At 62.7% G+C, this 23,604-nt stretch carries 23 protein-coding genes; 11 read left to right on the forward strand and 12 right to left on the reverse strand.

Going from position 1 to position 23,604, the window contains the following annotated elements; translation table 11 throughout:
• Positions 1–145: 145 nt before the first annotated feature.
• The gene (dnaG, locus tag HMPREF9695_RS16885) at positions 146–2,179 is read right to left on the reverse strand and encodes a DNA primase (RefSeq protein WP_006022093.1); all 2,034 of its coding nucleotides are present in this window, start codon (positions 2,177–2,179) and stop codon (positions 146–148) included.
• A 139-nt stretch (positions 2,180–2,318) separates the two neighbouring features.
• Between dnaG and HMPREF9695_RS16890 the strand changes: the two genes are divergently transcribed.
• From HMPREF9695_RS16890 to HMPREF9695_RS16900, 3 genes are all read left to right on the forward strand, one after another.
• Positions 2,319–2,939, forward strand: a complete 621-nt coding sequence (locus HMPREF9695_RS16890) for a cysteine hydrolase family protein (RefSeq protein WP_006022094.1) — start codon at positions 2,319–2,321, stop codon at positions 2,937–2,939.
• A gap of 139 nt (positions 2,940–3,078) precedes the next feature.
• Positions 3,079–3,381: a BrnT family toxin gene (locus tag HMPREF9695_RS16895; RefSeq protein WP_006022096.1), complete on the forward strand. Its 303-nt coding sequence runs from the start codon at positions 3,079–3,081 to the stop codon at positions 3,379–3,381.
• Between the two features lie 46 nt (positions 3,382–3,427).
• Complete coding sequence (locus HMPREF9695_RS16900) at positions 3,428–3,640, forward strand: BrnA antitoxin family protein (protein WP_245258783.1); 213 nt, start codon at positions 3,428–3,430, stop codon at positions 3,638–3,640.
• Between the two features lie 37 nt (positions 3,641–3,677).
• Here the strand turns inward: HMPREF9695_RS16900 and HMPREF9695_RS16905 are convergent, their stop codons facing one another.
• The 3 genes from HMPREF9695_RS16905 to HMPREF9695_RS16915 are packed head-to-tail and all read right to left on the reverse strand — an operon-like array spanning position 3,678 to position 5,857.
• Complete coding sequence (locus tag HMPREF9695_RS16905; RefSeq protein WP_006022098.1) at positions 3,678–4,076, reverse strand: gamma-glutamylcyclotransferase family protein; 399 nt, start codon at positions 4,074–4,076, stop codon at positions 3,678–3,680.
• A 21-nt stretch (positions 4,077–4,097) separates the two neighbouring features.
• Positions 4,098–4,919, reverse strand: coding sequence for a transglutaminase-like domain-containing protein (locus HMPREF9695_RS16910; protein WP_006022099.1), 822 nt, complete (start codon positions 4,917–4,919; stop codon positions 4,098–4,100).
• The gene (locus HMPREF9695_RS16915; RefSeq protein WP_006022100.1) at positions 4,913–5,857 is read right to left on the reverse strand and encodes a transglutaminase family protein; all 945 of its coding nucleotides are present in this window, start codon (positions 5,855–5,857) and stop codon (positions 4,913–4,915) included. The genes HMPREF9695_RS16910 and HMPREF9695_RS16915 overlap by 7 nt, the downstream gene beginning before the upstream one ends.
• 68 nt (positions 5,858–5,925) lie before the next feature.
• Here HMPREF9695_RS16915 and HMPREF9695_RS16920 point away from each other — a divergent pair, with 68 nt between their 5' ends.
• Complete coding sequence (locus tag HMPREF9695_RS16920; RefSeq protein WP_006022101.1) at positions 5,926–6,738, forward strand: N-formylglutamate amidohydrolase; 813 nt, start codon at positions 5,926–5,928, stop codon at positions 6,736–6,738.
• A 69-nt stretch (positions 6,739–6,807) separates the two neighbouring features.
• Here the strand turns inward: HMPREF9695_RS16920 and HMPREF9695_RS16925 are convergent, their stop codons facing one another.
• Together HMPREF9695_RS16925 and HMPREF9695_RS16930 are read right to left on the reverse strand one after the other, a co-directional pair.
• Positions 6,808–7,785: a DUF3592 domain-containing protein gene (locus tag HMPREF9695_RS16925; protein WP_006022102.1), complete on the reverse strand. Its 978-nt coding sequence runs from the start codon at positions 7,783–7,785 to the stop codon at positions 6,808–6,810.
• A gap of 3 nt (positions 7,786–7,788) precedes the next feature.
• The gene (locus HMPREF9695_RS16930) at positions 7,789–8,403 is read right to left on the reverse strand and encodes a LysE family translocator (RefSeq protein WP_006022103.1); all 615 of its coding nucleotides are present in this window, start codon (positions 8,401–8,403) and stop codon (positions 7,789–7,791) included.
• 129 nt (positions 8,404–8,532) lie between these two features.
• On the opposite strand from HMPREF9695_RS16930, the gene HMPREF9695_RS16935 reads away from it, so the two are divergent.
• From HMPREF9695_RS16935 to HMPREF9695_RS16945, 3 genes are read left to right on the forward strand one after another with little or no spacing between them, the layout of a single operon-like run.
• A complete protein-coding gene (locus tag HMPREF9695_RS16935) occupies positions 8,533–8,847 on the forward strand; it encodes an ArsR/SmtB family transcription factor (protein ID WP_006022104.1) in 315 nt (104 codons plus the stop codon).
• A complete protein-coding gene (locus tag HMPREF9695_RS16940) occupies positions 8,840–9,301 on the forward strand; it encodes an SRPBCC family protein (RefSeq protein ID WP_006022105.1) in 462 nt (153 codons plus the stop codon). Before HMPREF9695_RS16935 ends, HMPREF9695_RS16940 begins: the two co-directional genes overlap by 8 nt.
• Complete coding sequence (locus tag HMPREF9695_RS16945) at positions 9,301–9,819, forward strand: SRPBCC family protein (RefSeq protein ID WP_006022106.1); 519 nt, start codon at positions 9,301–9,303, stop codon at positions 9,817–9,819. Before HMPREF9695_RS16940 ends, HMPREF9695_RS16945 begins: the two co-directional genes overlap by 1 nt.
• Before the next feature lie 135 nt (positions 9,820–9,954).
• Here HMPREF9695_RS16945 and HMPREF9695_RS16950 read toward each other — a convergent pair whose 3' ends face one another.
• The 4 genes from HMPREF9695_RS16950 to HMPREF9695_RS16965 all read right to left on the reverse strand — a co-directional run bounded on the left by HMPREF9695_RS16950 (position 9,955) and on the right by HMPREF9695_RS16965 (position 14,716).
• Positions 9,955–11,565 carry an acyl-CoA synthetase gene (locus HMPREF9695_RS16950; protein ID WP_006022107.1) on the reverse strand — a complete coding sequence of 537 codons (1,611 nt, stop codon included), beginning with the start codon at positions 11,563–11,565 and terminating at the stop codon, positions 9,955–9,957.
• A 186-nt stretch (positions 11,566–11,751) separates the two neighbouring features.
• Positions 11,752–12,207, reverse strand: coding sequence for a GatB/YqeY domain-containing protein (locus HMPREF9695_RS16955; RefSeq protein ID WP_006022108.1), 456 nt, complete (start codon positions 12,205–12,207; stop codon positions 11,752–11,754).
• A gap of 72 nt (positions 12,208–12,279) precedes the next feature.
• Positions 12,280–12,981 carry an alpha/beta fold hydrolase gene (locus HMPREF9695_RS16960; RefSeq protein WP_006022109.1) on the reverse strand — a complete coding sequence of 234 codons (702 nt, stop codon included), beginning with the start codon at positions 12,979–12,981 and terminating at the stop codon, positions 12,280–12,282.
• Positions 12,982–13,123: 142 nt separating this feature from the next.
• Positions 13,124–14,716 (reverse strand): AMP-binding protein, encoded by a 1,593-nt coding sequence (locus HMPREF9695_RS16965; protein WP_006022110.1) that lies wholly within the window; start codon positions 14,714–14,716, stop codon positions 13,124–13,126.
• 168 nt (positions 14,717–14,884) lie between these two features.
• Here HMPREF9695_RS16965 and carA point away from each other — a divergent pair, with 168 nt between their 5' ends.
• On the forward strand, positions 14,885–16,075 hold the full coding sequence (gene carA / locus HMPREF9695_RS16970) for a glutamine-hydrolyzing carbamoyl-phosphate synthase small subunit (protein ID WP_006022111.1): 1,191 nt from the start codon (positions 14,885–14,887) through the stop codon (positions 16,073–16,075).
• A gap of 117 nt (positions 16,076–16,192) precedes the next feature.
• On the opposite strand, the gene HMPREF9695_RS16975 is transcribed toward carA, so the two are convergent.
• Positions 16,193–17,740 carry a cation:proton antiporter gene (locus tag HMPREF9695_RS16975; RefSeq protein WP_006022112.1) on the reverse strand — a complete coding sequence of 516 codons (1,548 nt, stop codon included), beginning with the start codon at positions 17,738–17,740 and terminating at the stop codon, positions 16,193–16,195.
• Positions 17,741–17,865: 125 nt separating this feature from the next.
• Complete coding sequence (locus tag HMPREF9695_RS16980; protein WP_006022113.1) at positions 17,866–18,390, reverse strand: Dps family protein; 525 nt, start codon at positions 18,388–18,390, stop codon at positions 17,866–17,868.
• 171 nt (positions 18,391–18,561) lie between these two features.
• Here HMPREF9695_RS16980 and HMPREF9695_RS16985 point away from each other — a divergent pair, with 171 nt between their 5' ends.
• From HMPREF9695_RS16985 to greA, 3 genes are all read left to right on the forward strand, one after another.
• Positions 18,562–19,284, forward strand: coding sequence for a class I SAM-dependent methyltransferase (locus HMPREF9695_RS16985; protein WP_006022114.1), 723 nt, complete (start codon positions 18,562–18,564; stop codon positions 19,282–19,284).
• A gap of 164 nt (positions 19,285–19,448) precedes the next feature.
• Positions 19,449–22,913, forward strand: coding sequence for a carbamoyl-phosphate synthase large subunit (gene carB / locus HMPREF9695_RS16990; RefSeq protein WP_006022115.1), 3,465 nt, complete (start codon positions 19,449–19,451; stop codon positions 22,911–22,913).
• Between the two features lie 171 nt (positions 22,914–23,084).
• Positions 23,085–23,561: a transcription elongation factor GreA gene (greA, locus tag HMPREF9695_RS16995; RefSeq protein ID WP_006022116.1), complete on the forward strand. Its 477-nt coding sequence runs from the start codon at positions 23,085–23,087 to the stop codon at positions 23,559–23,561.
• Positions 23,562–23,604: the final 43 nt, after the last annotated feature.

Genomic DNA, 23,604 nt, shown 5'->3' on the forward strand with positions numbered 1-23,604 from the left:
CCCGGGCCGAAGATGTAGGTATGGCCGAAGGCCGTTAAGCTACGATTAACCCTGTTTTTGCGGGTAAAAACCCGGTTTGGCGAGTCTTTTTAAGGCCTTGGCGCCGACATAAAACCCCGGCGGAGGCCTTGCCGCATCATTTTCGTCACACGCTGCGCTGGAACCGGCCGGAAGATTCGCCGAAACCCTCAATCAGCGCGTCAAGGCCGTCCACGTCAGCAAGCCGGGCTTTCACATCGCGCAGCCAAGCCTCATTGGACTCGCTGCTGTCCTGCCCCAGTGCCTGCTCGGCATCCTTGAGTTCTCTAAGTAAGGAGTGGGATTGGCGATGCAAGACAACAAGTTGATGCCAGGTCGAAAGAACATCCTCTGCCGCAGCGCCGGCCTGCGTCCCCCAGACGCTCTTGGTGGTCAGTGCCCGCTCAACCCTTTGAATCTGCTCATCATATCCGTTCGCCGTGAGCCAGGTCCGGATTCGGGTCCGTTCGGTCTCCAGATCGTTGGTCGGCCCATAATTCGCAAAGGCCGTCACGATCCCGGCGCGCAGCTTGTGGGCCTCAGGATGGGCCAGCTCCAGGGCGGTGATTTCCTCCAGATGGTCGTGCAGCAGCCAGGGGTGGTTGAGCAGCGATTGCAGGATCAGGGCCTCCCGCCGGGAGATGGAACTGCGCTGGCCGCGCATGATTGAGGAACCCGCCAGTTGGGGGCTCGCGACCTGATAGGGCGACCGGTTGATGGTGCGCGGGCCTGTGGATAGCCCGCCCCGCGCGTCGCTCCGTCCGGCCCCGCCGGGCGCAAACGGCGGGCGCTGCTGAAAACGCCGCCCTGATTCGCCGCCGAAGCCGCCCTGATTGGGGCCCCGGAAACCGCCGCGCGCGCCGCCTTGATACCCGCCCTGATAGTTTCCTTGCGGGGCGAACGCGTTGCGCAGCCGCTCGGAAAAATCCTGCTTGTAATAACGCCGCACCACCTCGTCGCGGATGCCGTTGGTCAGTTCGTTGATACGCGCTTCCAGCGCCGCGCGGCGCTCTGGCGTGGCGAAGCTGCCGCCTTCGATCTCGCGCGACCACACGATGTCCGCCAGCGGCTTGGCCTGCGCGATCACTTCCTCGATCGCACCGCGCCCGCCGGAGCGCGCGAGATCGTCAGGGTCCTGTCCTTCCGGTAGCAGCGCGACACGCAGGCTTTTTCCCGGCTTGAGATGCGGCAGCGCCAGATCCGCCGCGCGGAATGCCGCGCGCTGTCCGGCGCCGTCGCCGTCGAAACACAGGATCGGTTCATCCGCCATCTTCCAGAGCAGCGCGAGCTGGTTCTCGGTCAGCGCGGTGCCGAGCGGGGCGACCGCTCCGGGAAAGCCGGTGGTGACCAGCGCGATGACATCGACATAGCCTTCAGCGACGATGAGCTGCGCACCATCATGGGCGGCCTGCCGCGCCGTGGCGAGGTTGTAGAGATTGTCGCCCTTGTGAAACAGCGGCGTCTCCGGCGAGTTCAGATACTTCGCGGGCACGTCCTTTTCGAGCGCGCGGCCGCCGAAGGCGATGACGCGGCCCCGCGCGTCGGTGATCGGAAACATCACGCGATCGCGGAAACGATCGTACGGCACCGGGATGTCGTCGCCTGCGATCAGAAGCCCCGCCTCGACCATGTCCTCGACCGGAATGCCGAGCTTGCCGAGATGCTCCTTCAGCGCAAAGCGTTCGCCCGGCGCGTAACCGAGACGAAACTGCAATTGCGTCGCGGGCGAGATCGCGCGGTCGCCGAGATAGCCACGGGCTTTCGCGCCATTGCGCGAGGCCAGCGTGTCGGCGAAGAATTTCGCGGCGAGGTCCATCACATCGTACAGCGTCTTGCGGCGCTGCTCGTGACGCGCGGCGTCAGGCGTCACCGCCGGAAGCGGCATGCCGGCCTGCGAGGCTGCGACCTCCACCGCCTCGATGAAGCCGAGGCCTTCGGTCTCCATGATGAAGTCGAAGATGTTGCCGTGCTTGCCGGAGGCGAAGCAGTGGTAGAATCCCTTCTGGTCATTCACCGTGAACGAGGGGGTCTTCTCCTGCTTGAAGGGCGAGAGTCCCTTGTACTCCTTGCCCGCCCGCTTCAGCTTCACGCGCTTGCCCACGACTTCCGAAACCGGAAGCCGGGCGCGCAGTTCTTCGAGAAATTGGGGCGTGAATCGCATGGAATCGGGCAGCCTCTGCAACCGACCATCAATATAGGCTTCCTGGGTCCATCCCCCAATGAAAGCCGGATTGTCCCGGCTATTCACAGCCCTTATGGTCCGGGCGCGGTTCCGGACTACTCAACGAAAGCAAGAAAATATGGCTCCCGCCCCGAAATCCCTGCTCCAGATCGCCGGTGCGCCGCTGCATCCGAGCGCGCTCGACACATCCGCCCTCGTCATCATCGACGCCCAGCTTGAATACACGGGCAAGGGCAACCTGCCGCTGGACGGTGTCGATGCCGCCATTGTCGAAGCCGCCAAACTGCTGAAGCTGGCGCGCGAGCGCGGCGTGCCGGTGTTCCATATCGTGCAGCACGCGCCGTCGGGCCGCCCGCTGTTCGCAGAGGACGGGCCCACCGCCGCGATCGTGCCGCTGCTCACACCGGCAGCGGGAGAAGTCGTGGTGCGCAAGACGCTGCCGAATTCGTTCGCGGGCACTGATCTCGACGCACTGGTGAAGAGCACCGGCCGCACCGAACTGATCCTCGCGGGCTTCATGACCCATATGTGCGTCAGCGCGACCGCCCGCGCCGCGCTCGACCTGAAATACCGCACCACCGTTGTCGCCAACGCCGCCGCGACGCGCGACCTGCCCGATCCGCTCGGCGGCACGATTCCCGCCAGCGTCGTCCACCGCGTGGCGCTGACCGAACTGGCGGATCGTTTTGCGATTGTCGTGAAGGACACCGCGGCACTGACGGCGGCGCCGAAGGCGTGAACCCAAAAGAATTGACATCCCGCAGAGGAATGTATATACATATCATATATACATTACCTCAAGCTTTATCCAAAGGACCGTTTCATGATCATCAATGAACTCACCGCTTTGCGGCAGAATGATACTGGAGTGCTCGTCTATGGAATCGCCGAAGGGATTCGAATGGGATGGCGATAAAAACCGTCGGAACATAGAAAAGCATGGCATCGACTTTGAAGATGCGGTCGACATCTTCGATGGTCCCTTGCTCCTATATCGATCGGACCGCAACAACGAGGAGCGCTGGATCGCGATTGGGAAGTCCAACAATCATGTCATTGCCGTGATCTTCACATGGCGAAATGACATCATCCGGATCATCTCAGCGCGCTCCGCGAGAAAGAATGAAAAAGAATCATATCGTCACGCGTCAATCGGGCGACCGGCGAAAGGGAAAGACTGACTGGTCCCGCGTTGGCAAACTCACCGATCGTCAGATCGACGCCGCTATGGCGAACGATCCCGACTGGGCTGAATTCAAGAATATCGACTGGTCAAAGGCCGAACTTGTCATTCCAGCGAAGAAAAAAGCTATTTCCATCCGGATCGATGAAGACGTGCTTGATTATTTCAAGGGCCAGGGTGACGGCTATCAGGGCCGCATGAATGCCGTTCTGCGCTCTTACATGCAGCAGAAGGCCAAATCCAAAAAACGAGCTTGAAGCAGCAGTCGGGTAGGAACACTCCGACTCGCGAAGCTTACGACTCCACCTCGTCGAACCGGCCGGACTTGATCCGCTCCCGGTTCTCGAGGGACCAGTTGTAGACATACATCCACGCCTCGACGACGGTACCATCGGCCAGCGTCATTTTCTGAAGCTTGCGCAGATACTGGGTCGGCTCGGCATCGTCCGGGCCGCAACCCTCGTAAGCGTCGAGCGCCGTCAGAATCTCCGGATCGCGCAGTTCGAAGACATCTCCATACGCCCACTCATCCGGCTGGGTGGACGGAACGACGCCGGGATAGTGCGTTATGCGATAAAGGCGGCCGTTGTAGCGCGCCTCGCCGAGACATGTGGCACTGGCCGCCAGCTTCGCCGCCCATGGATGCCGCGAACCACGCCTCAGGGTGCCGTAGACAAACAAACGCTCGGTCATTGCAACTGTTGTCCGGGCTTCTTAGCCGGCCTTGGATTCGGGAACCTCGTCACTCACGATGACGAACTTGTTCAGCACCATCTGCCCGAAGGTCGTCGAGATTGCAACGTCTGCCGCATCGCGGCCGGTGGCCATCAGGATGCGGCCGATCCGCGGCTTGTTGTGCCGCGCATCGAAGGTGTACCACTTGCCGGAAAGATAGACCTCGTACCAGCCGGACAGATCCATCGGCGCGGGATCGGGCGGAATGCCGATGTCGCCCATGTAGCCGGTGACATAACGCGCCGGGATATTCATGCAGCGGCACAGCGTCAGCGCCAGATGCGCAAAATCCCGGCAGACGCCCTGCTGTTCTTCAAAGACGTCGAAGGCGGACTTGGTCGGCCGCGCCTGCTGGTAGTCAAACCGCACATGGTTGTGCACCCATGTATTGATCGCCTGCACGCGCTCCCACCCGGGCGGCGTGTTGCCGAACTGCGACCACGCGAAATCGGTGAGGCGATCCGTCTCGCAGTAGCGGCTCGCCATCAGATAAAGCAGCACTTCGTCGGGCAGTTGCTCGACCGGCATCTGCTGCGCTTCGGGGACGACCGCATCCGGCAGGCCGGTGTCGCGCACCAGCGCGTCGCCGCGAAACGTGATGCCGCCCGGCGGGGCCGTGAGCCGGCCGCAGATGTTGCCGAAGCTGTCGTGATAATAGCGGATCCGCACGTTCGGCTCTGTGATGATCGTCTCCTCGCCGACAATGTCCCTGGCGCGCGAGGGATGAATCCGCATCATGATCACCATCGGCGTTTCAGCGACGGCGCCGTAGGAAATCTCGAATCCAACTCTGATCAGCATGCAGCGGTTTCCTCCAGATCTTCCCCGACCGAGAGGACGTGAATGGTGACGTCCATGCCAAGGTGGGCGTCGGCCGGCCCCATATAAGTGCCGTGCAACGGGACAGCCTGTTGCGGATCGCGCGCCACCGCCACGCGAATGAGATCGCGGCTGCCGACAATGCCGTTGGTCGGGTCGAACTCGATCCAGCCCGCCCCCGGCAGATAGGCCCGCACCCAGGCATGGGTGTTGCCGCCGCCGACATAGCCATGGGCCTCGTCGCCCGGAATGAAGATGTAGCCGCTGACGAAGCGCGACGCGATACCGAGCCGCCGCAGCGCCTCGATCATAAACAGCGCGAAATCGCGGCAGGTGCCCGAACCGATACTCAGGGTATCCAGCGGATGCTGGGTGCCGTGCTCGTGGCGCTTGCGATAGCTGAACGACTCCCGGACGCCATGGGTCATGCCGACCAGCAGGTCGATCGTTTTGGTGCGGCTTCCGGCGCTCAGAAACTGCCGCGCCCACGCCGCCAGCGCGCCGTCGGGATCGCTGTATTGCGGGGTCATCGACGGTGCGAGGTCGGTCAGTTCGTCATGATCGTAGAAGAACGGGTAGTAATAGGCCTGGTCGTCCGGGGTCAGGACGATGTTCTCGAGCGGATAGTGATCAACCGTGACGGTCGAGTCGAACACCAGCCGGTCCGACACGGTGTCGAAATCGGCGATGGCGACGCTGTTGCCGAAGACATCGTGAATGCGGCGCAGCGAAGACGGCTGTGGCCAGATGTCCAGCCGCTCCGACAGCACACGGATGTCATGACCGTCGCGCGGGCGCAGCATGATCCGATGTTCGCCGAACGCCACCGGCCGGTCGTAGCGATACTCGGTCTTGTGATGAATCGTCAGCAGGGGCATCGTCTTGTTCAGGCCGATTGAATTCGTCTGCGAATCGTACATGCTGTTTTTGCTGCATTTCCGGCTAATTGTTGGGCTTGAATGCCGCTGTGATAGGCAACGAAAGCAAAATGGCCCTGCCCGCTCCAGCCGACACCTTACGACTCCTTGAGGACGACGAAGTTCCGCCTGTGCTTGAGGAAAATCCCGGCAGCCGCTCGCCGTTCTTTTTCACCTGCGATCACTACGGCCGCCTGATTCCGCGGGCGCTCGGCGATCTCGGCGTCCACGCCGGCGAACTGGAGCGGCACATCGCATGGGACATCGGCATCGCCGAGGTCGCGACCTGGCTTGCGAAGGAAATGGACGTGCACCTGATCGCGCAGCGCTATTCGCGCCTCGTGATCGACTGCAACCGGCCGTTCGACAGCCCGGGCTCGATCCCGCTGATCAGCGAGGCGACGGAAATTCCCGGCAATGGCGGGCTCACCCGCGAGCAGGTCGCGGAGCGGCGGCGCGCGGTGTTTCTGCCCTATCACTCACGCATCGCGCAGGCGCTCGACGCGCGCAAGGCCAGCGGCCTGCCGACCATTCTGGTGTCGCTGCATTCGTTCACGCCGGTCTATGCCGGCATCGCCCGGCCCTGGCACATCGGCACGCTCTATAACCGCGACGACCGGCTGCCGCATCTGTTGCGCGACAAGCTGCGCCTTGAGGGAGATCTCGTGGTCGGTGATAACGAACCTTATGCGGTGAGCGATGCGACCGACTACACCATTCCTGTGCATGCCGAAAAGCGCGGGCTGATGCATACCGGCATCGAGATCCGTCAGGATTTGATCAGCGACCAGTCCGGCCAGCATCAATGGGCGGAGCGGCTGTCGCGCCTCCTGCGCGAGATCGAGGAAGGCCTGCACGCCAGGAAACTGATGCCCGCCGAATGAGGCGCAGATCAGCAACTCAAGCGTCATCGCTTTGCGGCCACGATACAATCGACCCTCATCGTCCCCCGTCTAGCCCTTGATCGCGACGAAATACGCGATGCTCCAGATCGCGATCGCAGACAGCCAGAGAATCCAGATGCCGGGCGTGCGCGTCTCCAGCACCGCCTGCGACGGATTTTCCGGATTGACGTGAACCTCGACACTCTTGCCGTTGGGATATTTCTTCGCGACACGCTCCATCATCCAGCGCGATGTGGATGAGACCTGCCCGTCGTAGGACGCCTGCGAACTGGTGTAATCGATGCCGTTGTAGCGATACGAATACAGCACCTTTGACTGGAATTTGGTCGTGCCGTGCGAGCGGCCTTCTTCGGGCGCCGCGCGAAATTCCTCAAGACCGGAGGTCCTGATCCTGCCCTGCACCACCGGCCATTTTTTCGCAAGCGACGCCTGACGCTGAAACATCAGCGCGAATAGCGCGATCGCTGCGCCGAATGCGCCCAGCGCCACGGTCATGCCCGACATTTCGGGGCTGGCTAGTCTGGCCGAGACGAAATCCGTAATCTTGTGAAGACCGATCGCTGAGCCGAACACCAGCACGACCGTTATCGCCACCATCCAGCCGATGCAGCCCCACACTCCCTTCGGCATGTCGCGCTCAAGCACGGCCTCGCCGCGCTTGTTGGGATTGTAATAGACGGTCACGGCGTTGCCGACAGGATAGCGCGCGAGTGTTTCCGCGACCTCGAAATTTCCGCGGTCCTCACCGATGGTGATGCGGTTGTTGCGGTAGGTCTGCCCGGCGACGGAGTATTCGTAGGTAACGTTGGCGAAGTTGCGATCCTCGAAACGGTGCCCCGCCTCGCGCTCGCTGTCGATCACCTTCACCTGTCGCACCTCGGATTTCGAGATGACGACCTTGCCCGGCGTGCTCGGCCAGTCGCTGGCGGCGCGGACTTCCAGATATTTGTAGATCGCCGCGAATACGATGAGGCCGACCGGCGCCAGCAGCATCGCATAAACGAACCACGGAATATCCGGCAGCATCGGTTACCTCGCCCGCGTCAGGGCAAGCCAGATGCCGCCGCCGATCATGAAGCCGCCCGAGATGCGCGACACCAGCCGCACCCGCCGCGCCGACAGCAGCTTGCCTGCGCGGCCCGCCAGCAGGGCGTATGCGCCGTCAGACAGCGCCGCGATCACCGTGAAGGTGACGCCGAGCAACGCCACCTGCGGCAGGTGATCCTGATTCATATCGACGAATTGCGGAATGAACGCGCCGAAGAACACCAGCACCTTCGGATTGCTGAGCAGCACCAGGAATCCCTGAAGGAAAAATCCGCCGCGCGGCGGCGGCGGCGCGTCGGTCGACGACAGCGCGCCGGTCGACCGGAACAGCTTGATGCCGAGCCAGACGAGATAGGCCGCGCCGGCGAACCGCACCCATTCGAACCAGTAGCCCATTGTCGCCATCAGCGATGTCAGGCCCACGGCGATGATGCCGATGATGATCACAAGCCCCACCTGCGCCCCGGCAATGTTGGTGAGTGCCGCGCGCGTGCCGTAGCGAAGACCGTTGGCAATGACGAGCGTGACGATCGGGCCCGGCAGGATCGCGAGCGCGACACAGGCAGCGACATAGGCGAGATAGACCTGAAGCGACATGAAATTCCCCGATGCGAGAGACCGCATCAAAGGATCAGACGCTGCGCAAATGCAAGCGGTTCAATTCCACCGCAAATGATTTCGGGCGACGCTTGACAGGCAACCATTTGGTTTCCTATTATTCTGACCATGGACGAGGTCTTCAAGGCACTGGCGGATGCATCGCGGCGCTCATTGCTGGACCGGCTTCACGCCCGCAACGGGCAGACATTGCTGGAGCTTTGCGATGGTCTCGCCATGACACGGCAGGCCGTGACCAAGCATCTCGGGATTCTCGAAGACGCCAATCTCGTGACCACGCTCAAGCACGGCCGCGAGAAACTGCACTACCTCAATCCCGTTCCGATCCACGAGATCGGAGAACGATGGATCAGGAAATTCGAGCGCAGCAAACTCGCCGCGCTCAGCGAACTCAAACGTCAACTGGAGAAGCGTGATGCGTAAACCCGAATTCGTCTATGTGACCTTCATCAAGACCACGCCGGAGAAACTCTGGCATGCCCTGACCAACACGGCATTCACCGAGAGCTACTGGTTCGGCTGCAGCCTGCATTCCGACTGGAAGGTCGGCTCCCGCATGCACATGGACAGGTTCGGCAAGGTGGTGAACGAGGGCTTCGTGCTCGAATCCGATCCGCCGCGCCGGCTGTCCTATAGCTGGCTGTCGGTTTTCGACGCGGAGATGATCAAGGAGCACCCTTCCCGCGTGACGTTCGTGCTTGAGCCAAGCAACGGCGCGGTCAAGCTGACCGTGACCCACGAGGATTTCGCCGACGACAGCAAGACATTGCCCAGCATTTCCGAAGGCTGGCCGCTGGTCCTCTGCAGCCTCAAGAGCATTCTTGAGACCGGCAAGCCGCTGGATTTCGAAATGCCGCGCAGCGCGGAGAGCGCGTGATGGACATCGGCAAATTCAAACCCTCGCTGGTTTACACGATCTACATCGCCTCGACGCCCGAGAAGGTGTGGGACGCGCTGACGTCGGCCGAATACAGCCGCGAGTATTTCTCGGGCTTCGGCGTCGAGGTCGAGGACCGGGTGGGCGGCGCGTTCGTGCTTCGCGCGCCGGACGGATCGGTTCACATCAGCGGCGAAGTGGTCGCCTACGACCCGCCGCGCAAGCTGGTCATCACCTTCAACGTCAACTGGCCCGGCCTGATCGAGGCGCTCGGCGAGACGCTGGTGACTTATGAGATCGAACAATCGGGAGAGTCAGTACGGTTGACCATGACCGAGGCGAACGAGCGCGAGATCGACGAGGACATTCTGTCCGGCGGACGCGCGGGCTGGCCTGCCATTCTCTCCAGCCTCAAGAGCGTGCTGGAAACCGGCAAGCCGCTGTCGATCAAGATGGAGCCGCCGAAACGAATGCTGGAGGCGCTGAAGCGGCTCGGCGTGAAAGTGCCGGGGATGTAACTCCCTCGCCCCGCTCTTGCGGGGAGAGGGTTGGGGTGAGGGGCAAATCCCGCACCGAACAAATAAAAAGCCCCTCACCCGGATTGCTCCGCAATCCGACCTCTCCCCGTAGAACGGGGAGAGGTGAAAAAGCGTCTACCCCAGCGTCCGCAATTCCCGCCGTAGCACCTTGCCGGTGGCCGTCATCGGCAAGGTGTCCGCGAACTGGATGTGACGCGGATACTCATGGGCGGCGAGCTGCACCTTGACGAAATCCTGAATTTCCTTCGCCAGCGCGTCGCTCGCGGTGAATCCCGGACGCAGTACGATCCACGCCTTGATCGCTTCGGTGCGGATCGGATCGGGAATCCCGACCACCGCGGACATCGCCACCGCCGGATGCTTCATCAGGGTATGCTCGATCTCGGCGGGACCGATGCGATAGCCCGCGCTGGTGATGACGTCGTCCTCGCGGCTGACGTACCAGAAGTAACCGTCATCATCCTGCACGCCGAGATCGCCGGTGAGCAGGAAGCCGCCGGCATATTTCTTCGCAGTGGCTTCCGGGTTCTTCCAGTATTCGATCATGGTCACCGGATTGGGCGCGCGCACCCCGACAATGCCGCGTTGATTGCGCGGCAATTCCTCGCCATGCTCATTGACAATGCGCACATCGAATCCCGGCGTCGGCTTGCCCATCGAGCCTGGCTTGATCGGAAACAGATGGGAATTGTTGGCAAGGACCAGATTGCATTCGGTCTGGCCGTAGATCTCGTGCACATCGACGCCGAAGGTGGCGCGCACCCACTCGATCAGTTCGGCGCCGAGCGACTCGCCGCCGGAGAAAATGCTGCGCAGCTTCACGCCACTATGTTTGACGTCGGCCTGACGCATCAGCTTCAGTGCGGTGGGCGGCAGGAACACATTGCGCACGCCGTGATCGGCCATCAGTTGCATCGCTGCCTGCGGCTCAAATTTTTTCGCGCGATAGCCGAGCATCGGCACGCCGTGATACCAGGCCGGGAACAGCGCATCGAACAATCCGCCAATCCAGGCCCAGTCCGCCGGCGTCCACATCAGGTCGCCGGGCTTGGGAAAGAAGTCGTGCGCCATCTCGACATTCGGCAGATGGCCGAGCAGCACGCGATGGGCGTGCAGCGCGCCCTTCGGATTTCCGGTCGTGCCTGACGTATAAATGATGATCGCCGGATCGTCGGGGCTGGTATCAACGGTCTGGAAATCCTCGGACGCATCCTCGATCGACTGCCAGAACGATTTCGCGCCGGCATGGACCGCGCCGCTGGTGACATAGATGTCCTGCAGGTGAGGCAGGCGATCGCGGATCTTCGACAGCTTGTCCCAGCCGCCCTCGTCGGTGATGACCGCCCGCGCCCCGCTGTTGGACAGGCGATATTCCAGTGCGTCCTCGCCGAACAGGGTGAACAGCGGAACGGAGATCATGCCGGAGCGGAACGCGGCGAGATGCGCAATGGGCAATTCCACCGACTGCGACAGGAACACCGCGACGCGGTCGCCGCGCTTGAGCCCGTCGGCCTTCAGCACATTGGCGAAGCTCTTCGATAGCGCACTGATCTCGTCGAACGACAGCTTCTGCGTGCCGCCGTCTTCATCCACATAGATCAGCGCGAGCCTGCCGGAGCCATCCGCATAGCGGTCGCAACACGCGGTCGCGATGTTGAACGACGCGGGAATGTCCCAGCGGAAGTTCTTGTAGAGATCGTCGTAGGTGTCAGCTTGAGGGAGCATGGCGGGCATTTCCTCCGCGGCGGATGGTCCGCCGTCTTTTTTACCTCTCCCCGTTTACGGGGAGAGGTCGAAGAACGAGCGTAGCGATGTCTTCGGGTGAGGGGCAATCGCTGAGCCAGCCCCTCACCCGCTCGCCTGAAGGCTCGCGACCTCTCCCCGCAAACGGGGAGAGGTGAAGAAAAGCAATCAACCCGCCAGCGCGGCCTTCACGAGGCCGCTGGCCTTGCCGAAATCCATCTGGCCGGCGTACTTCGCCTTGAGCGCGGCGATCACCTTGCCCATGTCCTTCATGCTGGCGGCGCCGGTCTCGGTCACGATGGCGGCAATCGCGGCCTTCACCTCGTCGTCCGACATCTGCTTGGGCAGATAGGCGGAGATCACCGCGATCTCCTCGCGCTCCTGCGCCGCGAGTTCGGCGCGGCCGCCCTTGTCGTAAAGCTCGACCGATTCCTGACGCTGCTTGATCATCTTTTGCAGCACGCCGAGAATGTCCTCGTCGCTGAGCGGCGGCTTGCCCTGCCCGCGCGCCTCGATGTCCGAGTTCTTCAGCGTCGAGTTGATCATGCGCAGCGTCGAGAGCTTGCGCTCGTCCTTCGCCTTCATGGCGTCCTTGACGGCGTTGTTGATGGCATCGCGCAGCATCGGTCTCTCCCTCGCGGCAAATCGGATTGCCGTTCATTTAGGGCGTTTTGCCAGCCCGCACAACCAACGCCGTCACATCTCCAGCCAGTCGAGCAGCGCATCCGTCACCGCCTGCGGCTTCTCGAGTTGCGTCAGATGACCGCAATCCTGGATGGTGACCAGCTTCGCACCCGGAATGCCGTTCGCGATCTCGCTCGACGCATCGGGCGGCATCATGTTGTCGGTGTCGCTGGTCAGCACCAGCGTCGGGCACTTGATCGTCGCCAGCGTCGGACGGGAGTCGATGCGCCCCGAGATCGCCTCGAGCTGCCAGACGAAGGCATCGGGACCGACATCGTCCGCCATGTCGAGGACGATGCGGTGCAGGTGCTCGTCGCGCGCCAGCGCGGGATGCACGAAGTTCGCAAACAGGCGATCCATCACGGCACGATAGCCGCCCTGCTTCACTTCGTTGATCATCGCCCGCCGCTTCTCGGTGAGCTCCGGCATTTCGGGCCGCGCCGATGTGTTCAGGAAGGCCAGCCGAGAAATGCGCTCCGGAGCCTGCCGGAACATTTCAAAGATGATGTAGCCGCCCATCGAATGGCCCGCGAGCGAAAAGCGCAGCGGCGCTTCGGCAAGGATGCGTCGCGCGATTGTCGCCATGTCGCCGCCACGGGCATGGTTGGCGATGACCACCGGACCTTGCCGCCACAGCGACGGAATCTGCGGATCGTAAATCCGCGGCGAACATCCAAGACCGGGCACCAGCACGACGGGAAGCGAATTGAGCATGCGAACCTTCCTGTTCCGTCATTGCCGGGCTTGACCCGGCAATCCATCACTTGAAGAGCTTTTCTTAGGATGGATGCGCGGGTCAAGCCCGCGCATGACAGCCTGAGTATGTCTCACATATCGCGAGGCCGAATCCTCTCCACTACGCCACGCCGCGCTTGCGGCCTTCCCAGTACGGCGCACGCAGCGCCTTGCGGTCGATCTTGCCAAGACCGGTCACGGGAATGACCTCGACGAAATCAATGGTCTTCGGCGACCATGGCGCGCCGCGCTTGTCTTTCACATGGGCTTGCAACTCGGCGACGCCGCTGTTGGCGCCGGCTTTCAGCACCACAAAGCCCTTCACCGCCTCGCCCCACTTGTCGTCGGGAATGCCGATCACGGCGGCGGAGGCGACAGAGGGGTGCGACATCAGCGCATCCTCGACCTCGCGCGGATAGATATTGAAGCCGCCGGAGATGATCATGTCCTTGGTGCGGTCGACGATATAGAAGTAGCCCTCCTCGTCCTTCACCGCGACGTCGCCGGTGTGCAGCCAGCCGCCTTTCAGGGTTTCGGCATTCGCATCGGGACGTTTCCAGTAACCGTCCATCACCAGCGGACCGCGCACGCAGATTTCGCCCGGCTCGTTGATCCCGACCTCGCGCATCTCCGCATCGAACAGCTTCACATCAACGAACGGGCTGGCCCGGCCGCAGGAGCCGAGCCGCTGCGGCTTGGTCTCGTCATGGTCGATCTTGCGCATCGAGGTGATGCATTGCGGCGCTTCGGTCTGGCCGTAAAGCTGCACGAACACCTTGCCGAAAATCTTCATGCCCTCCAGCAGGCGATCCGGCGACATCGGCGCGGCGCCATAGACGATCATTTCCAGCGACGACATATCGTGACGCTTGCGCAGGTCTTCGTTGTCGATCAGCGCATAGATCAGCGTCGGCACCAGGAAGGTCGAGTTGATCTTCTCCGCCGCGACCACGCTCGCATAGATTTCGGGCTCGAAGCCCTGCACGAGGCGCATCAGGCCGCCGCGCATCATCACCGGAAACAGCGTGACACCAGCGGCGTGGCTGATCGGGGTCGCGGCGAGGAAGCGGATCTGCTCGGGCCAGTCCCAGTCCGAATAGAGCAGCAGCGTCATGGTCACCAGCGCGCGGTGCGGCAGCATCACGCCCTTGGAGCGGCCGGTGGTGCCGCCGGTGTAGGCCAGAAACGCGATCTCGTGAGACGAGCTTTCATCGACCAGCGGCGCGGCTTTCACGGTGGCGAGGTCCGGCATGATGTCGCGCACGCCGTCCATCGGCCCGATCGAGTAGAGATTCTTGAGCGACGGCACCCGGCTCTTGATCGCCATGCCGCGCGGGCCGAACTTCGCACCCTCCACGATCAGAAGATCGATTTCGGCATCCTCGATGATGAAGGCGTGGTCGTCCTCCGCCGCCATCGGGTGCAGCGGCGTGTAGCGCACGCCCATCACCAGCGCTGCGCAGATCGCAGCCCAGGATTCGGCGCGGTTGCTGGCCAGAATGGAGAGCGCGCTGCCCTTCTTGAGGCCGAGCGAGCGAAACAGGCTGATGAATCGGCCGATGGTGTCGCCGAGTTCGCGGTAGGTCCACCGCACCTTGCCGTCGGCAATGGCAGGCTGGTCGGCATACCGGGCCACCGCATTGACGATCAGATTCCCGATCGTTCCGCCCGAATGAAGGTGATGCAATTCCGGCGCAACGCCCGCTGAACTCATGGATATGTCTCCTGCAGCTCGCGGCTCTTGTTTCCGGTCAGGCCGCGGGGGCGCAGATTAGGGTTCTCTTGACACCTGTCAATTTTTCCAGAAAACGCCAAAAAACCTGATGAAATATACCTGCTCCGCCTTTGACGCGCCGCGGCACAGGGGTTATGTGATGGGCTTATGACCACATCAGATAACTCCTCAGCCTGGCCGGACCTCAAACCGACCGCGCTCCTCGTGCTCGCCGATGGCACCGTGCTGGAAGGCTTCGGCCTCGGTGCGGAAGGCCAGGCCGTTGGCGAAGTCTGCTTCAATACGGCGATGACCGGTTATGAGGAAATCCTCACCGATCCGTCCTATGCCGGGCAGCTCATCACCTTCACATTTCCGCATATCGGGAATGTCGGCACCAACGATGAAGACATCGAAACGGTGAACATGGCGGCAACGCCGGGCGCACGCGGCGTGATCCTGCGCGCGGGCATCACCGATCCGTCGAACTATCGCGCCGCCAAGCATCTCGATGCATGGCTGAAGGCGCGCGGCATCATCGGCCTGTCGGGCATCGACACGCGCGCGCTGACCGCGCTGATCCGCAGCAAGGGCATGCCCAACGCCGTGATCGCCCACAACAAGGACGGCAAGTTCGATCTGCACGGCCTCAAGGAAGAAGCGCGCGAATGGCCCGGCCTCGAGGGCATGGACCTCGTGCCGATGGTGACCAGCACCCAGCGCTTCAACTGGGACGAAACGCCGTGGGAGTGGAACAATGGTTTCGGCAAGCAGGACAAGCCGGAATTCAATGTCGTCGCCATCGACTACGGCATCAAGCGCAACATCCTGCGTCTGCTGGCGGGCGAAGGCTGCAAGGTCACGGTCGTCACCGCGAAGACCTCCGCCGAAGACATTCTGGCGATGAAGCCGGACGGCGTGTTCCTGTCGAACGGCCCCGGCGATCCGGCGGCGACCGGCGAATACGCCGTGCCTGTCATCAAGAAGGTGATCGAGTCCGGAACGCCGACCTTCGGCATTTGCCTCGGCCACCAGATGCTCGGCCTCGCCGTCGGCGGCAAGACCATGAAGATGCATCAGGGCCATCACGGCGCCAATCATCCGGTGAAGGACCTCACCACCGGCAAGGTCGAGATCACGTCGATGAACCACGGCTTCGCGGTGGACAAGACCACGCTGCCAACGAACGTCACGCAGACGCATATCTCGCTGTTCGACGACTCGAACTGCGGCATCGCTCTGGACGACAAGCCGGTGTTCTCGGTGCAGTACCACCCCGAGGCGTCACCCGGCCCGCGCGACTCGCACTATCTGTTCAAGCGGTTCGCCGACCTGATGCGCGAGAAGAAGCGGGCTTAATCTAAGCCACATGTCATCACCGGGCTTGTCCCGGTGATCCAGACCAGTCCGGCGCGTGCAATGATTATCAGGATGGCCGGGATAACCCGGCCATGACATCTCACGAGCCGACTGATCTCACGGCTTTGCCGCGCTGAGTTCGGCCCAGTCGAACTCCTCTTCCAGCCGGTGAAACGCGTCATCGCCGATTTCACCGGAGTCGCGCATCTCGAACAGGACACGGCGCGCGGCATCGATCGCCTGCAACCGCAAAGGATCGGCAGGCAGTTCGCTCGACATCAGACCATCCGGATTGCTTTCGGCCTGATCGAGCAACTGGCGGTATTCAAGCCGCAGCAGGTCCGCCTCGGGCGAGGTGTTGCCGTCGATCGCTTCCAGCGCTGCATGCAACGCCGCGCGGCGCGCCCAGCCGATCTCCTGACCGACCGGATCGCCATCATCCAGCGCAAACCAGTCGATCAGCGGCCGCAGCGTCAGCCCCTGAATGATGAGCGTGCCCAGCACCACCCCGAAGGCGGTGAGCAGGATCAGATCGCGATAGGGAAAGCCCACCGGCAGGGCGAAGGCAGCCGCGAGCGTGACGATACCGCGCATCCCGCACCACGAGATCAGCAGGCTGCTCTTGACCGATGGAACGTCGGATTTCCGCTTCGGGTTGTAGCCGTAGCGCAGGAGCTTCGCGCGCACGACGGTGATGTAACACATCATCCAGACAATCCGCACCACGATCACGGTCACCAGCACGATGCCGGCGACGATGCAGTACTGCTGGCGGACCGACCCGTCGCCCAGCCCGCTCCAGATCGGCCGCAACTGCATTCCGATCAACACGAACGCCATCACATTGAGAAGAAAGACGACCGTTTCCCACACCGCATAGGACGGCACGCGCATTCGCGCCGAGGTGAGCATCGGCACGCTGCGTGAGATGACGATCGCATAGACCACGATGGTCAGGATGGCCGACAGTTGCAGCTTCTCGGCGATGATCCAGACGACAAACGTTGTCGCGAACTGCATGATGATCGCGGTTGGCACGTCGGAGATCCGCGTCAGCAGCGGCATCACCACCCGCGCCAGCACATAGCCGGCGACGACACTGCCGATCAGCGACAGCGTGAGCGCCGGGGCGATGCTCTCCAGACTCAATGATGACGCCATCGCTGCGCCGACGGCGATACGATAGATCAGCAGCGCGCTGGCATCGTTGAGCAGGCTTTCGCCCTCCAGAATCTTCTGGATGCGGTAAGGCAGCCGGACACTGCGCAGGATCGCCGTCGCGGCGGCGGCGTCCGGCGGCGCAACGATGGCGCCGAGCGCGACCGCCGCGGCCCACGGCATCTCCGGCACGAACCAGCGCACCACGACGGCGACAGCCACGGTGGTGACACCGACCGCAGCCACCACCAGCATGGCGACCGGAAGCCAGTTGTCCCGCAGATCGCGGGTGGACGTGTCGAACGCCGCATCGAGCAGCACCGGCGCGACGAACAGCGCCAGCGCCAGATCCGGCTCAAGCGTCCAGTTGGGTGAACTGGGCAGGAACGCAATCGCGATGCCGCCGAGCGCCAGAAAGGTCGGGTAAGGCACCCCAAGACGCCGCGCCAAGCCCGACAGCAGCATGGCGCCCATCAACAGGCCGATCAGCCATTCGAATGCGTGCAAGAAACGTCTCCACCCCGCCCCGCGAAAGCGGGACACCTTATTAGCATGGGCCGAAGACAGATCGGAATGAAACAAAACGCCCGCTGCGAGGCGGGCGTTTTTCCAGAGCGCGACGTTTTTGGAAATCAGGCTTCGTTGCCGCCTTCCTGCCGCGTCGCCTCGAACAGGAACCAGGTCCGCCGCTCGGTTTCGTCGATGAAGTTCTCAAGAATGCTGGCGGAGGCCACATCCTCGGCATCGTCGCAGATCTTGTGCGCCTTGCGCATCGCGGCGGCGACCTTCTTGTTGTCGTTCATGAGTTCGCGCAGCATCTCGCGCGGCGGCACGAACTTCTCGTCATTGTCCTTGATGGTCTGCAGCTTGGCGATGTTGCCGATGGAGCGGATGGTACTGCCGCCGATCTTGCGGACACGCTCCGCCAGCACATCGGTGGTCGCGAAAATCTGATCGGACTGTTCGTCCAGCAGCAGGTGATAGTCGCGGAAATGCCGCCCGCTGATGTGCCAGTGGAAGTTCTTGGTCTTCAGATAAAGCGCGAAGGCATCGGCCAGAAGCGCGTTGAGGGCGGCAGACACCTTGGCCACGTCTGCGGTGTCGAGGTCGGTGGGCGTATCGAGGTCGGGGGAAACGCTGGTCCTGGTTTTGCTCACGGCGGGGCCTTCCTGCTAGGAGATACAGATCGGGCGATGGACAGGGATCGCCAGACCTTCTAACGCCTCCCTGTACCCGCCAGTTCCCGCATGGGAACATCTCATTTTGATGCATGATTTCCTGAAAACCGGCTTCCCGCTTTCAGGATAAATGCCAATCCGGACAGGCCGATGGACGACTGGATCGACTATTACGATTCAACGCATACGATTTATGTCAGCAAGCTGCATCGCGACGTGCATTTTCGCGTCATCGCCAGTGACATTCTCGCGTATGTGCCCTCGCCCGACGCCGTCGTGCTCGATTATTCCTGCGGCGAGGCGCTGTCCGCCGCCCAGGTCGCCGCCGCCTGTCAGAAACTCATTCTTGCCGAGCCCGCGCCCGGTGTGCGCGGGCGGCTCACCGCCCGCTTCGGCCCGAACCCGAAAATCGAGGTCCGCTCCCTCGACGACCTCCCGCAATTGCCGAACGGTTCTGTCGATCTCGCGGTGATGATTTCGGTCGCGCAGTACATGACGCCGGCCGAACTCGACCGCGCCTTCGGCCTGATGCGCCGCATCCTGAAGCCGGGCGGCAAGCTCGTGCTCGGCGACATCCTGCGGCCGGAGGTCGGCGCCGCCACCGACGTGATCGCGCTGCTTAAACTTGCCGCCAAAAATGGCTTCCTGACCGACGCGCTGTGGGGCCTCGCGCGCACGGCGTTGTCGGATTACTGGCAGTTGCGCCAGAGCATCGGGCTGCAACGCTACGGCGAAACCGACATGATGGCGAAGCTGAAGGCCGCGGGTTTTTCGCCTTCGCGGGCCAAAACCAATGTCGGCTACAACCCGGCCCGCATGACCTTCGTGGCGACGGCGCCGGACATGGCGAGCAAAAAGCCCGAAACTGCATAAAAATGCCGGTTAATTGCGGCCTTAAAAGCCTTTCACCGCTCGGGAATCTGGTCTAAAGACACCCCGCGCGCATGGCCCCCCAAGCGCCGGGTTCAAAGGACGCGCGAACGCGCGCCCTTTTTTTATGCCCAAATTCCTGCTCGGCTTCCTGCCCGTGAGACTTAATGCCTAAAAGAACCGACATCTCGACGATCCTCATCATCGGCGCTGGCCCCATCGTGATCGGCCAGGCCTGCGAATTCGATTATTCCGGCACCCAGGCGGTCAAGACGCTCCGCGAAGAGGGCTACCGGATCGTCCTGGTCAATTCCAATCCGGCCACCATCATGACGGACCCGGAACTGGCGGATGCGACCTATATAGAGCCGATCACGCCGGAAATCGTCGCCAAGATCATCGAGAAGGAACGCCATGTCCTTCCCGGCGGCTTCGCGCTGCTGCCGACCATGGGCGGCCAGACCGCGCTGAACTGCGCGCTGTCGCTGCGCCGTCAGGGCACGCTGGAGAAATTCGATGTCGAGATGATCGGCGCCACCGCCGACGCCATCGACAAGGCGGAAGACCGCCAGCTGTTCCGCGAGGCGATGACCAAGATCGGCCTCGAGACGCCGAAGTCGCGGCTCGCCAATGCCTCGGCGCTGAAGAAGCAGTATCGCGACGAGTATCTCGCCCAGAAGGAAAAGCTCTCCGGCGAGGCGCTGGCCGAACATGAGCGCCAGTGGGTGCTGCATGAAGGCGACCGCCGCAAGCGCTATCAGGAATACGCGCTCGGCCAGGCCATGATGGCGCTGTCCGAAATCGGCCTGCCCGCGATCATCCGTCCGTCCTTCACCATGGGCGGCACCGGCGGCGGCATCGCCTACAACCGCGAGGAATTTCTCGACATCATCGAGCGCGGCCTCGATGCCTCGCCGACCAACGAAGTGCTGATCGAGGAGTCGGTGCTCGGCTGGAAAGAGTACGAGATGGAAGTTGTCCGCGACAAGAAGGACAACTGCATCATCGTCTGCTCGATCGAGAATCTCGATCCGATGGGCGTGCACACCGGCGACTCGATCACCGTCGCCCCTGCCCTGACGCTGACCGACAAGGAATACCAGATCATGCGCGACGCCTCGCTGGCGGTGCTGCGCGAGATCGGCGTCGAGACCGGCGGATCGAACGTACAGTTCGGCGTCAATCCGGCGGACGGCCGCATGGTCGTCATTGAAATGAATCCGCGCGTGTCGCGGTCCTCGGCGCTGGCATCGAAGGCCACCGGCTTTCCGATTGCGAAAGTCGCGGCCAAGCTCGCAGTCGGCTACACGCTGGACGAAATCGCCAACGACATCACTGGCGGCGCGACGCCGGCGTCGTTCGAGCCGACCATCGATTACGTGGTCACCAAGATTCCGCGCTTCGCGTTCGAGAAATTCCCCGGCGCCTCCACCACCCTGACCACCTCGATGAAGTCGGTCGGCGAAGTGATGGCGATCGGCCGTACCTTCCAGGAGAGCCTGCAGAAGGCGCTGCGCGGACTGGAAACCGGTCTCACCGGCCTCGACGAAATCGAAATCGAAGGCCTCGGCCAGAGCGACGACAAGAATGCGGTGCGCGCTGCGCTCGGCACGCCGACGCCCGACCGGCTGTTGCAGGTCGCGCAGGCGATGCGGCTCGGCTGGACCAACGAAGAGATCTTCGCCTCGTGCAAGATCGACCCGTGGTTCCTCGCCGAAATGCGCGGCATCGTGGAGATGGAAGACAAGGTCAAGAAGCACGGCCTGCCCGGCAATGCCCATGGCATGCGCACGCTGAAGGCGATGGGCTTCTCCGACGCGCGCCTGGCGGTGCTGGCCGGCAAGACCGAGGCCGAAGTGAAGTCACTGCGGCGGGCCATGAACGTCCGCCCGGTGTTCAAGCGCATCGACACCTGCGCCGCCGAGTTCGCCTCGCCGACCGCCTACATGTATTCGACCTATGAAGCCCCGTTCGCCGGCAAGGCCGCGGACGAAAGCGCACCGTCGGACAAGAACAAGGTCATCATCCTCGGCGGCGGTCCGAACCGGATCGGCCAGGGCATCGAGTTCGACTATTGCTGCTGCCACGCCTGCTTCGCGCTGCATGACGCCGGCTACGAGACCATCATGGTCAACTGCAATCCGGAAACCGTGTCGACCGACTACGACACCGCGGACCGGCTCTATTTCGAGCCGCTGACCGCCGAGGACGTGCTGGAGATCATCGACACCGAGCGCAGCAACGGCAAGCTTCACGGCGTCATCGTGCAGTTCGGCGGCCAGACCCCGCTGAAGCTCGCGCATGCGCTGCAAGCCGCCGAGGTGCCGATCCTCGGCACCTCGCCCGACGCCATCGACCTTGCCGAAGACCGCGACCGTTTCAAGCGCGTGCTCGACAAGCTGCGCCTGAAGCAGCCCAAGAACGGCATCGCCTATTCGGTCGAGCAGGCGCGCCTCGTAGCCGCTGATCTCGGTCTGCCGCTGGTCGTGCGTCCGTCCTATGTGCTCGGCGGCCGCGCCATGCAGATCATCCGCGAAGAGTTCCAGCTCGGCGATTACCTGCTCGGCACACTCCCCGAGCTGGTGCCCGCCGACGTCAAGGCACGGTATCCCAACGACAAGACCGGCCAGATCAACACGGTGCTCGGCAAGAACCCGCTGCTGTTCGACCGCTATCTGTCCGACGCGACCGAAGTCGATGTCGACTGCCTGTGCGACGGCAAGGACACCTTCGTCGTCGGCATCATGGAGCACATCGAGGAAGCCGGCATTCACTCCGGCGACTCGGCCTGCTCGCTGCCGCCGCATTCGCTCGAGCCTGCGGTGATTGCCGAACTCGAACGCCAGACCCGCGAACTCGCGCTCGGCCTCGATGTCGTCGGCCTGATGAACGTGCAGTACGCCATCAAGGACGGCGAGATCTACGTGCTAGAGGTCAATCCGCGCGCGTCGCGCACCGTTCCGTTCGTCGCCAAGGTGGTCGGCATTCCGGTCGCCAAGATCGCCGCGCGCATCATGGCCGGCGAGAAGCTCGCGGACTTCAAGCTGAAGCCGCGCAAGCTCGACCATGTCGGCGTCAAGGAATCCGTGTTCCCGTTCGCGCGCTTCCCCGGCGTCGACACCGTGCTCGGACCGGAAATGAAATCGACCGGCGAGGTCATGGGCATCGATCGCTCCTTCGCCGTCGCGTTCGCCAAGAGCCAGTTAGGGGGCGGCACACGCGTGCCGCGCAAGGGAACCGTGTTCGTGTCGGTGCGCGAAACCGACAAGGCGCGCATCCTCGACGCGGTGAAACTGCTCAGTTCGCTCGGCTTCAAGGTGATCGCCACCTCGGGCACCCAGCGCTTCCTCGTGGAGAACGGGGTACCGGCGGAAAAGATCAACAAGGTGCTGGAAGGCCGCCCGCACATTGTTGACGCAATTACCAACGGCGAGGTGCAACTCGTTTTCAATACCACCGAGGGGCCACAGGCGCTGGCCGACAGCCGCTCGTTGCGACGCGCTGCCCTCTTGCATAAAGTGCCATATTACACCACTCTTTCAGGTGCACTGGCGGCCGCGCAGGGCATCCGGGCCTATCTGGGCGGGGACCTCGAGGTCCGTACCCTGCAAGGTTACTTTCCCGATCTCTGAATTGTTAGCCGCCTAGCTTGGCCGGCATAGTATAAAGTGGGACTTGCGGCGGGAACCGCCCGCCGCGGCGATGTTCCTTTTGTCCCCCAGCGGCCGGTTGCCAACGGGATCACATCGAAACGTTTCGCGGCCACGGCAGCGCCGCCCGCGAAACTGAAGGACGACGACGAAATGGTTGAAAAGGTACCGATGACCCAGAGCGGCTACGCCGCACTGGAAGTTGAACTGAAGCAGCGCCAGTCGGTGGATCGCCCGCGCATCGTCGAGCAGATCGCCGAAGCGCGTTCGCACGGCGACCTGTCGGAAAACGCCGAGTATCACGCCGCGAAGGAAGCGCAATCGCATAACGAGGGCCGCATCGCGGAGATCGAGGACAAGCTCGCGCGCGCCGACATCATCGACGTCTCGAAGCTCTCCGGCGACACCATCAAGTTCGGCGCGACCGTCACCTTGATCGACGAGGACACCGAGAAGAAGGCGGTCTGGCAGATCGTCGGCGAACCCGAAGCGGACGCCAAGAAGGGCCGCATCTCGATCACCTCGCCGCTCGCGCGCGCGCTGATCGGCAAGAAGAAGGGTGCGTCCGTCGAAGTCGTCGCACCAGGCGGCGCCAAGGCTTACGAGATCACCAAGGTGGACTGGAAGTAATCCGCCTGTTTGCAGCAACGCAATTCAACAAAAATGGCCGGGG

Source organism: Afipia broomeae ATCC 49717 (assembly GCF_000314675.2).
Taxonomy (GTDB): domain Bacteria; phylum Pseudomonadota; class Alphaproteobacteria; order Rhizobiales; family Xanthobacteraceae; genus Afipia; species Afipia broomeae.

Bases quoted from the DNA above. Each gene is read 5' to 3' on its own strand.
- HMPREF9695_RS16890 (WP_006022094.1), top strand. From the start codon at position 2,319: ATGGCTCCCGCCCCGAAATCCCTGCTCCAGATCGCCGGTGCGCCGCTG.
- HMPREF9695_RS16920 (WP_006022101.1), top strand. From the start codon at position 5,926: ATGGCCCTGCCCGCTCCAGCCGACACCTTACGACTCCTTGAGGACGAC.
- HMPREF9695_RS16960 (WP_006022109.1), bottom strand. From the start codon at position 12,981: ATGCTCAATTCGCTTCCCGTCGTGCTGGTGCCCGGTCTTGGATGTTCG.
- HMPREF9695_RS16905 (WP_006022098.1), bottom strand. From the start codon at position 4,076: ATGACCGAGCGTTTGTTTGTCTACGGCACCCTGAGGCGTGGTTCGCGG.
- HMPREF9695_RS16925 (WP_006022102.1), bottom strand. From the start codon at position 7,785: ATGCTGCCGGATATTCCGTGGTTCGTTTATGCGATGCTGCTGGCGCCG.
- HMPREF9695_RS16895 (WP_006022096.1), top strand. From the start codon at position 3,079: ATGGAATCGCCGAAGGGATTCGAATGGGATGGCGATAAAAACCGTCGG.
- carA (WP_006022111.1), top strand. From the start codon at position 14,885: ATGACCACATCAGATAACTCCTCAGCCTGGCCGGACCTCAAACCGACC.
- carB (WP_006022115.1), top strand. From the start codon at position 19,449: ATGCCTAAAAGAACCGACATCTCGACGATCCTCATCATCGGCGCTGGC.
- HMPREF9695_RS16965 (WP_006022110.1), bottom strand. From the start codon at position 14,716: ATGAGTTCAGCGGGCGTTGCGCCGGAATTGCATCACCTTCATTCGGGC.
- HMPREF9695_RS16935 (WP_006022104.1), top strand. From the start codon at position 8,533: ATGGACGAGGTCTTCAAGGCACTGGCGGATGCATCGCGGCGCTCATTG.
- HMPREF9695_RS16955 (WP_006022108.1), bottom strand. From the start codon at position 12,207: ATGCTGCGCGATGCCATCAACAACGCCGTCAAGGACGCCATGAAGGCG.
- HMPREF9695_RS16950 (WP_006022107.1), bottom strand. From the start codon at position 11,565: ATGCTCCCTCAAGCTGACACCTACGACGATCTCTACAAGAACTTCCGC.
- HMPREF9695_RS16930 (WP_006022103.1), bottom strand. From the start codon at position 8,403: ATGTCGCTTCAGGTCTATCTCGCCTATGTCGCTGCCTGTGTCGCGCTC.
- HMPREF9695_RS16945 (WP_006022106.1), top strand. From the start codon at position 9,301: ATGGACATCGGCAAATTCAAACCCTCGCTGGTTTACACGATCTACATC.
- HMPREF9695_RS16915 (WP_006022100.1), bottom strand. From the start codon at position 5,857: ATGTACGATTCGCAGACGAATTCAATCGGCCTGAACAAGACGATGCCC.
- HMPREF9695_RS16910 (WP_006022099.1), bottom strand. From the start codon at position 4,919: ATGCTGATCAGAGTTGGATTCGAGATTTCCTACGGCGCCGTCGCTGAA.
- HMPREF9695_RS16900 (WP_245258783.1), top strand. From the start codon at position 3,428: ATGGCGAACGATCCCGACTGGGCTGAATTCAAGAATATCGACTGGTCA.
- HMPREF9695_RS16985 (WP_006022114.1), top strand. From the start codon at position 18,562: ATGGACGACTGGATCGACTATTACGATTCAACGCATACGATTTATGTC.
- dnaG (WP_006022093.1), bottom strand. From the start codon at position 2,179: ATGCGATTCACGCCCCAATTTCTCGAAGAACTGCGCGCCCGGCTTCCG.
- greA (WP_006022116.1), top strand. From the start codon at position 23,085: ATGGTTGAAAAGGTACCGATGACCCAGAGCGGCTACGCCGCACTGGAA.
- HMPREF9695_RS16940 (WP_006022105.1), top strand. From the start codon at position 8,840: ATGCGTAAACCCGAATTCGTCTATGTGACCTTCATCAAGACCACGCCG.